This is a genomic window from Kitasatospora sp. NPDC005751, from assembly GCF_040630835.1.
In the GTDB taxonomy this organism is placed as follows: Bacteria; Actinomycetota; Actinomycetes; order Streptomycetales; family Streptomycetaceae; genus Kitasatospora.
Genome location: NZ_JBEXYC010000021.1, coordinates 107,891 through 119,904, shown reverse-complemented (window position 1 = coordinate 119,904; position 12,014 = coordinate 107,891). Strand labels below are relative to the sequence as shown.

At 73.7% G+C, this 12,014-nt stretch carries 10 protein-coding genes; 7 read left to right on the top strand and 3 right to left on the bottom strand.

Translation table 11 applies throughout. The features are described 5' to 3' along the window. Positions 1-121: 121 nt before the first annotated feature. Both ABZ497_RS20550 and ABZ497_RS20545 read right to left on the bottom strand, forming a co-directional pair. The gene (locus ABZ497_RS20550) at positions 122-853 is read right to left on the bottom strand and encodes a DUF3152 domain-containing protein (RefSeq protein ID WP_359807177.1); all 732 of its coding nucleotides are present in this window, start codon (positions 851-853) and stop codon (positions 122-124) included. Positions 854-1,102: 249 nt separating this feature from the next. Next, positions 1,103-4,135 carry an AMP-binding protein gene (locus ABZ497_RS20545; protein WP_359807185.1) on the bottom strand — a complete coding sequence of 1,011 codons (3,033 nt, stop codon included), beginning with the start codon at positions 4,133-4,135 and terminating at the stop codon, positions 1,103-1,105. Positions 4,136-4,476: 341 nt separating this feature from the next. Between ABZ497_RS20545 and ABZ497_RS20540 the strand changes: the two genes are divergently transcribed. From ABZ497_RS20540 to ABZ497_RS20510, 7 genes are all read left to right on the top strand, one after another. Further along, positions 4,477-5,745 (top strand): ABC transporter substrate-binding protein, encoded by a 1,269-nt coding sequence (locus tag ABZ497_RS20540; RefSeq protein WP_359807174.1) that lies wholly within the window; start codon positions 4,477-4,479, stop codon positions 5,743-5,745. Next, a complete protein-coding gene (locus ABZ497_RS20535; RefSeq protein ID WP_359807171.1) occupies positions 5,742-6,665 on the top strand; it encodes a sugar ABC transporter permease in 924 nt (307 codons plus the stop codon). The genes ABZ497_RS20540 and ABZ497_RS20535 overlap by 4 nt, the downstream gene beginning before the upstream one ends. Beyond that, positions 6,662-7,495, top strand: coding sequence for a carbohydrate ABC transporter permease (locus ABZ497_RS20530; RefSeq protein WP_329491346.1), 834 nt, complete (start codon positions 6,662-6,664; stop codon positions 7,493-7,495). The genes ABZ497_RS20535 and ABZ497_RS20530 overlap by 4 nt, the downstream gene beginning before the upstream one ends. A 48-nt stretch (positions 7,496-7,543) precedes the next feature. Continuing rightward, positions 7,544-8,722 carry a sn-glycerol-3-phosphate ABC transporter ATP-binding protein UgpC gene (gene ugpC, locus ABZ497_RS20525; RefSeq protein ID WP_329491345.1) on the top strand — a complete coding sequence of 393 codons (1,179 nt, stop codon included), beginning with the start codon at positions 7,544-7,546 and terminating at the stop codon, positions 8,720-8,722. 98 nt (positions 8,723-8,820) lie between these two features. Beyond that, complete coding sequence (locus tag ABZ497_RS20520; RefSeq protein WP_329491344.1) at positions 8,821-9,090, top strand: GlsB/YeaQ/YmgE family stress response membrane protein; 270 nt, start codon at positions 8,821-8,823, stop codon at positions 9,088-9,090. Positions 9,091-9,343: 253 nt separating this feature from the next. Next, positions 9,344-10,087, top strand: coding sequence for a polyprenol monophosphomannose synthase (locus tag ABZ497_RS20515; protein WP_359807167.1), 744 nt, complete (start codon positions 9,344-9,346; stop codon positions 10,085-10,087). A 97-nt stretch (positions 10,088-10,184) separates the two neighbouring features. After that, complete coding sequence (locus tag ABZ497_RS20510; RefSeq protein WP_359807164.1) at positions 10,185-11,441, top strand: aromatic acid exporter family protein; 1,257 nt, start codon at positions 10,185-10,187, stop codon at positions 11,439-11,441. Between the two features lie 80 nt (positions 11,442-11,521). On the opposite strand, the gene ABZ497_RS20505 is transcribed toward ABZ497_RS20510, so the two are convergent. Then, on the bottom strand, positions 11,522-11,995 hold the full coding sequence (locus ABZ497_RS20505) for a VOC family protein (protein WP_352295268.1): 474 nt from the start codon (positions 11,993-11,995) through the stop codon (positions 11,522-11,524). Positions 11,996-12,014: the final 19 nt, after the last annotated feature.

Sequence of the window (12,014 nt, the reverse complement as noted above, 5' to 3'; positions counted from 1 at the left end):
GTCGGCGCCGAACCGGTACACCGATAGGGGCAGTTGGCCGAGGTGCGTTGGGGGCGGTCATGGCAGGTACAGTCTCGCGCCGGCGCCGGAGGTTCGGCGGGGCGACCGGCGTCACGGGTGGCTACGGGGCCGGGGTGGCGGGCGGGAGGAGGGGACCGGTGAGCAGGGTGCCGGTCTCGGAGTAGGGCCAGCCGTTCGGGACGCACCCGTGCAGGCCCTTGATCTGTTGCATCATCACCGGCGCCGGCTGACCCGGGCCGGGGCAGTCGACATGGCCGAGGCCGAGGATGTGGCCGACCTCGTGGTTGACCGCGAGCGCGTGGTACTGCTCCGGCTGGCCGGTGTAGAACTCGGTCAGCTCGTTCCAGCGCTTGGCGTTGATGACCACCTGGTGGCCCACCCCGCAGTTCACCGACCCGCCGGTGTCCAGCCCGTACTGGCCGCATATCCGGTCGGTGGTCTTCGGGCTCGCCAGGTAGACGGTGAAGTCCACCGGGTCGGCGGGCATCCGCTGGAAGGAGCGCGTGCCGTCGGCGGCCCAGCCGCGCCGGACGTCACCGAGGACGGCGTCGACCGCGGCGGCGAACTGCTCGGGGCTCTCCTTGAGCCCCTTCTCGGCCCGGACCTTGTAACGGTAGACGTGCTCGCCGCTGCCGAAGGGCGGGGAGCCCCCGGTGGCCGTGGTGAACGCCATCGGGTCCAGCGCCTTGGCGGCGGGCGGGGCCCAGGGCTTCCACCACAGCAGGCCGGCGGTCAGGGCGCCGATCAGCACCACGGCGAGCCCGCCCGCCCAGAGCTTCGCTCCGGCGGGCAGGGAGCCCCCGCCGCGCCGGATCCCCCCGAGGCCCCTCATCGGCCGCTCCCCGCCGTGGGGCGGCCGCACCGGAGCGCCGGCCGTGGCACCCGGGGCGTCGGAAGGACGGTGGCGGCGGGTCGGAGGCGGTCCGAGGTCTGCGGCGACATGGTGGGTCGAGACTCCTGTACGAAGGGACGAACGTATGCACGATTGTGCAGGAAGGAACGGACGCCGACGGACGACCGGTTCAAAACGGCCGCTTCCGCCCGCTGCCGACCCCGTGCACGCTCCCCTTCCGCCTCCTCCTCACCCGGCCTCCGGCAAGCGGGCCTCCAGGGCCTGCGCCAGCTCCGCGACGGTCTCCGGAGCGAAGGCGTGCTCGTTGTAGCGCAGCCAGCAGACCAGCCCGCCGTCCGGCTGCTCGACCGCCGCCAGCTCCGGCACGTGCCGGTCCCCGCCCGGCATCGGGTACGGCACGGTCGCGCTGCGCGGCACCTCCCAGGCGGTGCAGGCCAGCCCGGGCAGCTGGGCCGGCGCGCTCCAGCTCTCGTAGCGGAGCCAGGCGGCGAACGGCACCCGTGGGCTGAACTCCGCGAACGGGTAGAGCTGGTGGTCCAGGGCGGCCGTCGAGGCGGTCCGGACCCGGGCCAGCAGTTCGGCGAACCCGGGTGCGCCCGTCGCGTCGATCCGCAGCAGCAGCGACTGGACGAAGCAGCCCACGGCCCGCTCGGCCGCCGGTTCGGTCCGGCCCGGCACCGGGGTCATCAGCACCAGGTCGCCCTGGCCGCTGCGCTCCGCCAGCAGGCCCAGCCAGACCGCCGCGAGCGCCTGGAAGGGCGTCGCGCCCGCCTCGGCCGCGCGGGCCCGCAGGGCCGCGGCCCGCTCCGGCGCGACGGCCAGCCGGTGGGCCGCGCTCAGCACGACCTCGGTGGACCGCCGCCCCGGGAACGGCTCCACCGCCGGCGGCGCGCCCGCCAGGGTGCGGGCGAAGTGGGCGCGGGAGGCCGGCCAGTGGGCGTTGGACCGGGCGACGAGCTCCCGGTACTCGGGTCCCGGCCGGGGGGCGGGCGCCGACCGGCCGCGCCGCAGCGCCGAGTAGAGCACGCCCAGCTCGCGCAGCAGCACCCCGATCGACCAGCCGTCGGCGACCATGTGGTGCACCGCGAGCAGCACGGCGTGGTCGTCCGGGCCCCGGGTGACCACGGCGAGGCGGGTCATCGGCCCCTCGGCGATGTCGGTCAGCCGGTCCCGGACGGCGACCAGCCGGGCGGAGACCTCGTCGTCGCTCTCGCCCGGGGCCTCGACCGGGACGACCTCCACGCCCGGGTCCGCGTCGACCACCGCGCGCCGGATCCCCGGCTGCCCGGCTCCCGGTACCGGGACGAACCGGGTCCGCAGCGCCGGGTGACGGCGCGCCACCTCGTGCAGCGCCTCGGCCAGCAGGTCGGTGCGCAGCGGCTCGGTGACCCGGAACATCACGGCCACCGATCCGACGTTGCGGCCCTCGGCCTCGGCCGTCCAGCGCAGGAAGTTCTCCTGCTGGGAGGTGAGCGGGACGTCGTGCGGCTGGGCGCGCAGCTCCCGGAGGAAGTCCGAGACCTCCTCCTCGGCCGGTGGGCCCGGCTCCCGGACCGTCGTCGGCGCCTCCTTGAGCCAGGCCGCCTGGGCGCGCAGCGAGGGCCGTTCGAAGACCAGGGCGGTGCTCGCCGTGACGCCGAACTCGGCGGAGATGGCGGCGGCCAGCTGGACGGCCCGGAAGGAGTCCCCGCCGAGGGCGAAGAACTCGTCCTCGACGGCCCGCACCGGGCGGCCCAGCACCCGCCGCCAGAGCCCGGCCAGGGCGACCTCGCGGTCGGTGGCGGGCGGGGTGCCGGGGGCGGGGTCGGCCGATTCGGTGAACCGGGCCCGCAGTTCGTGCTTCACCACCTTGCCGCTGGGGTTGCGCGGCAGGCGGTCGGCGACCAGGATCCGGACGGGCAGTTCGGCGCGACCGAGCCGGGCGCTCAGGAACAGCCGCAGCTCGTCGAGGTCGAGGCCGTCCGCGGCGGGCACCACGGCGGCGACCGGTACGGCGCCCATCACCGGGTGCGGGACGCCCAGCGCGGCCGCGTCCGCGACCCGCGGGTGGGCGTGCAGCACGTCCTCGATGCGCAGCGTGGAGACCTTCAGCGCACCGGACTTGATGAGGTCGCTCTCCCGGTCCACCAGGTAGAGGTAGCCGTCCGCGTCGAGCCGTCCGAGGTCGCCCACCCGCACCCAGCCGTCCTTGAAGACGGCGGCCGACTCGCCCGGTCCGGCCACGTAGCCGCGCGGCGGGCCGGGCTGGCGCAGCCAGACCTCGCCGACGGCGCCGGGCTCCACCGGGTGCCCGTCCGCGCCGAGCAGCCGCAGGTCGGCCGGGTTGGCCGGGCGGCCGACCGAGCCCGGCCGGCGGGCGTCCACGACGGCCGATATCTGGGCCGGGGAGGACTCGGCGGAGGTGTAGGTGTTGACGACGGTGGCGGTGGGGAGCGCGGCGGTGAGCGCCGTCGCGACCGGCGCGGGCAGCGCGGCCGCCGAGGAGCTGACCAGCAGCACGCTGCCGAGGTCCCGGCGGTGGGCCACGCCGGAGTTCAGCAGTTCCACGGCCATCGAGGGCACCAGGAAGACGGTGCCGACCCGGTGTTCCTCGACGGTCCGGCCGAACTCCTCGGCGTCGAAGCGCGGCAGGCAGATCGTCGTGGGCGCCGCGACCAGGGCGTTGACCAGGACGACCTGGGCCGCGTTGGTGCCGATCGGGAAGGCGTGCACGGCGTGCGCCGAGTGGGCGTACGGCCGGGGTCTGGGATCCAGCCGCTGCCCCGCGGTGAGGCTGGCGTGCGCGGCGTGCACGCCCTTGGGCGCCCCGGTGGTGCCGGAGGTGCCGATCACCTGGGCCAGGTCCTCGGGGCGGGCCCGGTGCGGCGGCTCGTCGGGGGCGCCGGTCACCGCCTCCAGCGCGGCGAGCGGCAGGCAGGGCACGCCGGCCGCGGCCGCCCGGGGGTCCTCCGCCGGGCCGGCCACCGCCAGGCGCACCGCGCTCGCCGTCGCGAGCCGCGCGGTGTCCTCCGGGCCGAGGTCCTCGCGGACCACCACCCCGGCCGCGCCCGCGTAGTGGACGGCGAGGAAGGCCACCGCGTACGCGTCCCAGCCGTGGTTGGGGAACAGCAGCAGCACCCGGTCCCCGGGCCGGACCCCGGCGCGGGCGAGTCCGTGGGCGGCGCGGACGGCGCGCTCGCGCCACCGGCGGTAGTCCAGCGGCGCGCCTCCGGGGACGAACAGGGCGGTCCGTCCGGGGTGCCGGGCCGCCCGGTCGTCCAGCAGATCGGGCAGGGTGAGCGGGGCGCTGACGGTGGATCGGGTGTTGATGACGACTCCCGGAAGGGCCTGGACGGGGACTGCGGCCGATCGGCCAACGGGTGAATGGTCCAGACCGTAGCGGCTGTGCGGGCCGGCCCGCCAGAGCCACCGGCCGGCCGGCGCCGATCGAAGCGGAACGGCGCCGGGCCCGGTCCGACCGTTCCCGCCGCACGCGGCGGCGGCGGTCGGACCAGCTCTAGCCCACCCGGCGGGTATCGGGTGTGTCGCGCCGTCAGCTCCCGGCCCGCCCCCGCCGCGCGCCCTAGCGTGACCACCCGCAGGCCGCCACCGGAGGGAGAGCCGTGCCGAGACCACGTCACCGGGCCGCACTCGTCCTGGTCCACTTGCTGACCCTGGCCCTCGCCGCCTGCGGCAGCGGCGCCGACGGGGGCGGCGGACCGGTCACCCTCGACTGGTACAACTTCCCCGACGACTCCGGCGCCCTTCAGCAGGCCGCCGACTCCTGCGGCCGCGACTCCGGCGGGCGCTACTCGATCCGCTACAACAAGCTGCCGCGCACCGCCGACGGCCAGCGCCAGCAGCTGGTGCGCCGGCTCGCCGCGCACGACGCCGGGGTGGACATCATGGGCCTCGACGTCACCTGGGCGCCCGAGTTCGCCGAGGCCGGCTGGATCCGCGAGTGGACCGGCGCGCTCAAGGAGCAGGCCGGCGCGGACACTCTGGCCGCCGCGCTGAAGACCGCGACCTGGAAGGACCGGCTGTACGCCGTCCCGTACAACTCCAACACCCAACTGCTCTGGTACCGCGACGACCTGGTCCCCACCCCGCCGCGCACCTGGGCCGAGATGCTCGGCATGGCCGACGCGCTGGCCAAGGCCGGCAAACCGCACTTCGTCGAGGTCCAGGGCGCCCAGTACGAGGGCCTGACGGTCTGGTTCAACACCCTGGTGACCAGCGCCGGCGGTTCGGTGCTCACCCCCGACGCGACCGCCCCCTCGCTCGGGCCGCCGGCCGTCACCGCCGCCGGCGTCATCCGGGACCTCGCCCACTCCCCCGCCGCCGACCCCTCGCTCTCCAACCAGATGGAGGACCAGAACCGGCTGGCGATGGAGTCCGGTTCCGCCGCCTTCGAGCTCAACTACCCGTTCGTCTACCCGGCGATGAAGGCCGACCAGCCCGAGCTGTTCCCGCACTTCCGCTGGGCGCCCTACCCGGCCGTCCTCCCGGACCGCCCGGCGAGCGTGACCATCGGCGGGATCGACCTCGCGGTCGGTGCCTACAGCCGGCACCCCGAGCTGGCCCAGGAGGCCACCCTCTGCCTGCGCAACCGCGACAACCAGCTGACCAACGCGCTCAAGGGCGGCTTGCCGCCGTCGCTGCGCAGCCTCTACACCGCCGCCGAGCTGACCGACAGCTACCCGTTCGCCGCCGACGTGCTGGCGGCGCTGGACTCCGCCTCCGTCCGGCCGCAGACGCCCGCCTACCAGAACGTCTCGATCGCGATCTCGCACGCGCTCTCCCCACCGTCCGCCGTGCAGCCGGAGAGCACCGTCTCCGCGCTGAACGGCCAGCTCAGGGACGCGCTCGGCTCGAAGGGGCTGATCCCGTGACCAGGCCGCCCACCCTCCCCGCGACAGCCCCGAAGGGCCTGTCCGAGGGCTCGCGCCAGGAGCGCCGGCTCGGCTGGCTGCTCTGCGCCCCGGCCGTGCTGGTGATGACCGCCGTGACGGCCTACCCGGTCGGCTACGCCGTCTACCTCTCCCTCCAGCGCTACGACCTGCGCTTCCCCCAGCAGGCGGAGTTCGTCTGGTTCGGCAACTACGCCGCCGTGCTCTCCTCCCCGTTCTGGTGGCAGGCGCTCTGGGTGACGGTGCTGATCACCGCCGTCTCGGTGGCCATCGAGCTGGTGCTGGGGCTCGCGCTGGCGCTGGTGATGCACCGGGCGGTGTTCGGCCGGGGCACGGTGCGCACCGCCGTCCTGGTGCCGTACGGGATCGTCACCGTGGTCGCCGCCTACTCCTGGCAGTACGCCTGGACGCCGGGCACCGGCTACCTGGCCGCGCTGCTGCCCGAGGGCAGCGCCCCGCTCACCGACCACTGGCAGGCGATCGGGCTGATCATCCTGGCCGAGGTGTGGAAGACCACGCCCTTCATGGCGCTCCTGCTGCTGGCCGGTCTGGCGCTCGTCCCCGGGGAGACCGTCCGGGCCGCGATGGTGGACGGCGCGACCTTCGGCCAGCGGCTGCGGCTGGTGATCCTGCCGCTGATGAAGCCGGCCATCCTGGTCGCCCTGCTCTTCCGCACCCTCGACGCGTTCCGGGTCTTCGACAACATCTACGTCCTGACCGGCGGGTCCAACGACACCGGCTCGGTGTCGATCCTCGGCTACGACAACCTCTTCACCGCGCTCAACCTGGGCATCGGCTCGGCGATCTCGGTGCTGATCTTCCTCTGCGTGGCGGCGATCGCGCTCGTCTTCATCAAGGTGTTCGGCGCCTCGGCGCCCGGTGGCGGGACGGAGGGCCGATGACCTCCCGACGCACGCGCGCGGCGGCCGGCTGGGGCGTCGTCAACCTGCTGGTGGTGCTCTACGCGCTGTTCCCGGTCTGGTGGATCGCCGCGCTCTCCTTCAAGGACCCGAGCACGCTGAACGACGGCGACTTCGTCCCGCGCAAGTGGACGCTGGAGAACTACCGCGGCATCTTCCAGACCTCGGACTTCACCCGCGCGCTGGTCAACTCGATCGGCATCGCCGTCATCGCCACCACCATCGCGGTCGTCCTCGGCACCATGGCCGCCTACGCGGTGGCCCGCCTGCGCTTCCCGGGCAAGCGGCTGCTGATCGGGATGTCGCTGCTGATCGCGATGTTCCCGCCGATCTCGCTGGTCTCGCCGCTGTTCAACATCGAGCGGGTCCTGGGCCTCTTCGACACCTGGCCGGGCCTGATCATCCCGTACATGACGTTCTCGCTGCCGCTGGCGATCTACACCCTGTCGGCGTTCTTCCGGGAGATCCCGTGGGACCTGGAGAAGGCGGCGAAGGTGGACGGCGCGACGCCCGCGCAGGCGTTCCGGCTGGTGATCGCGCCGCTGGCGGCGCCGGGGGTGTTCACCACCGGGATCCTGGTCTTCATCTTCTGCTGGAACGACTTCCTCTTCGCCATCTCGCTGACCTCCACCAACGCCGCACGGACCGTCCCGGCGGCGATCGCGTTCTTCACCGGCAGCTCGCAGTTCCAGCAGCCGACCGGCTCGATCGCCGCGGCGGCCGTGGTGATCACGATCCCGATCGTGGTCTTCGTGCTGCTGTTCCAGCGCCGCATCGTGGCCGGCCTCACCGCCGGCGCCGTCAAGGGCTGACCCCCGAAAAGCACCCCGCAGGAAGCGTCCCAGGAAGGCAGGCAGGGCATGGCCGAGATCGTCCTCGACGGCATCACCAAGCGCTACCCGGACGGCGCGGTCGCCGTCCACGGCATCGACCTGACCGTCGCGGACGGCGAGTTCGTGATCCTGGTCGGCCCCTCGGGCTGCGGGAAGTCCACCACCCTCAACATGATCGCGGGCCTGGAGGACATCACCGAGGGCACCCTGCGGATCGACGGCCAGGTGGTCAACGACCGCGCCCCCAAGGACCGGGACATCGCCATGGTGTTCCAGAGCTACGCGCTCTACCCGCACATGAGCGTCCGCGAGAACATGGGCTTCGCCCTGCGGCTGGCGAAGACCGACAAGGCGGTGATCGCCGCCAAGGTCGAGGAGGCCGCCCGGATCCTCGACCTGACCGAGCACCTGGACCGCCGGCCCGCCAACCTCTCCGGCGGCCAGCGCCAGCGGGTCGCGATGGGCCGGGCGATCGTCCGCGACCCCAAGGCCTTCCTGATGGACGAGCCGCTCTCCAACCTGGACGCCAAACTCCGGGTGCAGATGCGCACCCAGATCTCCCGCCTCCAGCGCCGGCTGGGCACCACCACCGTCTACGTGACGCACGACCAGGTCGAGGCGATGACGCTCGGTGACCGCGTGGTGGTGCTGCGCGGCGGCGTCGTCCAGCAGGTCGGCGCGCCGCAGCAGCTCTACGACGAGCCGGTCAACCTGTTCGTCGCCGGGTTCATCGGCTCACCGGGGATGAACTTCCTGGACGCCACCCTGGAGCAGGGCGTGCTGCGCACCGCGCTGGCCGACCTGCCGGTGAGCGACCGGCTCCGGCAGCGGCTGACCGCGGCGGACGCGCCGCGCGAGGTGGTCGTCGGGCTGCGGCCCGAGCACTTCGAGGACGCGGCCCTCCTGGAGCACCCGCACGGCGGTCGGACGGCCACCGTCGCGGTCGAGGTGCTGGAGTCGGTCGGCTCCGACGTCTTCGCGCACTTCACGGTCGAGGGCGAGGCGGCCGTCCCGGGTGCGCTGGAGGAGCTGGCCGCGCAGCGGCGGGACACCGGCGCCACCGCGCGCGGGCGCGAGGTGGTGGCCCGGATCGGCACCGACACCCGGGCCGCCGAGGGCAGCCCGCTGGAGCTGTGGATCGACACCGACCGGCTGCACGTCTTCGACCCGGTCTCCGGGGCCGCCCTCAGCCACGCCGACCGCTGAGCGCCCGGCCGGGCCCGCCGCCGGGCGGCCCGCGCCGACGTGCCGAAGCGGGTGATCCGGGCGATCATGGGGAAACGCGCATCGAAAGGTGGAATGCGATGTTCCAGCTCCTGTGGATTCTGCTCATCGGTTTCGTGCTGGGTGTTCTGGCCAAGCTGATCCTGCGTGGCCCGCAGGCGATCCCCTGGTGGTTGACGATGCTGCTCGGCGCCGCGGGCGCCTGGCTGGGCAACGCGGTGGCCGGCTGGGTCGGCGTGCGGCACACCTCGGGCATCGACTGGATCCGCCACATCCTCCAGCTCGCCTTCGCCGTCGGCCTGATCGCCCTGGTCGCCCCCGCCTGGAGCAGATCGCACCCCAGCCGGTAGGCACCCGGAAGCCCGCCGGCGGGCACCCCGCACCGCAGCCGGAGGGCACACCCGGCACCCCGGCCGCGGACGACACGTCCCGGACCGGGGTGCCGGCCGGCGGCCGGACGGCCGCGGCCCGGAGCACCGGTGGGCGGTGCGACCGGGCACGTACGACCGCGGCTAGACTCGCCCGACCGAAGTGGACACCTGTCCGGTCGGCTGCGGGCGCCGGCGGCGCGGCACCGGCCGGGGATCGCGCGAGGGACAGAACATGGTCGAGGCCTCCCCCAAGGTCGTTGTCGTCGTACCCACGTACAACGAGCGGGAGAACCTGCCGGTCCTCGCGGGGCTGCTCGCTGACCTGAAGCTGCCCGGTCTGCACCTGCTGGTGGTCGACGACAACTCCCCGGACGGCACCGGCGAGGTCGCGGACGGGCTCGCGGCCCGGGCGCCCGGCACGGTCTCCGTACTGCACCGCACCGAGAAGGACGGCCTCGGCCGGGCCTACGTCGCGGGCATGACCCGGGCCCTGGCGGAGGGCGCCGACGTGGTGGTGCAGATGGACGCCGACCTGTCGCACCCCGCCTCGGTCCTCCCGGTCATGGTGGAGACACTGCTGGCCGACGAGAGCACCGCCGTGGTGCTCGGCTCGCGCTACGTGCCCGGCGGCTCGACCGCCGAGGAGTGGCCGTGGCACCGCAAGGCGCTGTCGGCCTGGGCGAACCTCTACGTCAACACCATCCTCGGCCTCGGCGTCAAGGACGCCACCGCCGGGTTCAAGGCCTGGCGCGCGCAGGCCCTGCGGGCGATCGACCTGCCCTCGGTGCACAGCAACGGGTACTCGTTCCAGGTGGAGCTGAACTACCGCGCCGTCCAGCGGGGCATGCGGATCCGCGAGGTGCCGATCCGGTTCGAGGAACGCGTCCAGGGCACCTCCAAGATGAGCCTCGGCGTACAGCTCGAATCGGCGCTCGCACCCTGGAAGCTGCTGCGCGAACAGCGCCGCCGGCCCTAGTGCCGAGCCGGCGCCGTCGGCCGGACGAGCGGCTCTTTCGAGTGCCGGTGCGGTGGATCAGCAGTGTGAGCTGCCAGGACGGGGAAAGAAGGGCGGCATGGCCCTACTCCCGGAGACCTTCGCCACCACGCTGCGCCGCGGTGCCCGACAACCCTTCGTCGTCCAGACGGTCCGGGCCACGGTGGCCGCCACGCTCTCGTACGTGGTGGCCACTCGACTGAGCAGCGAGCCGGCGCCGCTGACCGCCCCCCTGACGGCGCTGCTGGTCGTCCAGGTCACCGTCTACTCGACGCTGACCACCAGCATCCGCCGGGTCAACTCGGTGGTCGTCGGGGTGCTGATCGCGATCGGTTTCAGCTCGGTGGTCGGGCTCTCCTGGTGGAGCCTGGGCATGATCATCCTGGCCTCGCTGATCATCGGGCGGTTCGTCCGGGTGGACGAGTTCGTCCAGGAGGTGGCGATCAGCGCGATGCTCATCCTGGGCGTGAGCCAGGTGACCTCACAGGCCTGGGACCGGGTGCTGGAGACGCTGATCGGCGCCACCGTCGGACTGCTGTTCAATCTGCTGTTCGCCCCGCCGGTCTGGATCGACACGGCGGGCGAGTCGATCGAGGACCTCGCCCGGCGGGCCCGGCACCTGCTGCTCGGCATCGCCGAGGAGCTCGGCGAGCCCACCCCCGTGGAGCGCGCGGCCGAACGGCTGTACGAGGCCCGCCGGCTCGACCAGGCCATCGCGGACGTCGACGGCGCCCTGCGACAGGCCGAGGACAGCCTGCGGCTCAACCCCCGGATCAGCGAGGGGCTGCTCTCCCGGCTGGTGCTGCGGACCGGTCTGGACACGCTGGAGATCTGCGTGGTGGTGATCCGGGTGCTGGCCCGGTCGCTCACCGACCTCGCCAAGCGGCGGGCCCCGGGCGAGCGGCTGTTCCCGGCCGACGTCGCGGTCGCGCTGGAGGAGCTGCTGAGCCACCTCGGCGGGGCGCTGGTGAGCTTCGCGGTACTGGTCACCACCCAGGTGAGCCGCAACGCCGAGGAGGCCGAGCGGCGGCTGACCTCCGAGCTGGCCGCCGCCTGGGCCAGTCGGGAGAACGTCGCCCATCTGCTGCTGCTCCGGGTGCAGGAGCACCCGGAGGCCTGGCAGCTGCACGGTTCGCTGCTGGCCGAGGTGGACCGGATCCTCGACGAACTCGATCTGGAGCACCGCAGCCGGCGGCTGATGGAGGAACTGGACCGGGCCTCGGTGGCGAACCGGGAGCGGTTCTCCCGGTTCGCCCGGCTGCGGAGGCTGGCCCGGGGCGAGCGGCTGAACCCGGGCCGGCTGCGGAGGCGGCGGGCGGTCAAACAGCGGGCCTGAGGGCAGCGGGCCTGAGGGCAGCGGGCCTGAGGGCCCCGGCGTCGGCCGGGGCCCTCGGGCCCGACGCGGCGGTGGCGGTCTCAGCCCCGGGCGGCGTCGAGGAGCGGCTGGATCTCGATCTTCTGCATCCGCAGCATCGCCGCCACCACCCGGGCGGCCTTGGCCGGGTCCGGGTCCGCGATCAGTTCGGTCAGCACGCGGGGGACGATCTGCCAGGAGAGCCCGTAGCGGTCCTTGAGCCAGCCGCACTCGCTGGCCGCGCCGCCGTCGGCGGTGAGCTTGGCCCAGAGGTCGTCGACCTCCTGCTGGTCGGCGCAGTCGACCTGGAGCGAGATGGCCTCGGTGAAGTGGAACACCGGACCGCCGTTGAGGGCGACGAACTGCTGACCGTCGAGTTCGAAGGTGACGGTCATGACCCGGCCCGGCTCGCCGGGGCCGGTCTCGCCGTAGTGGGTCACGCCGGTGATCCGGGAGTTGGCGAAGACCGAGGTGTAGAAGCGGGCGGCCTCTTCGGCCTGGTCGTCGAACCAGAGGAAGGTGGTGATCTTCTGCATGGCCCGACGCTAACCGCCG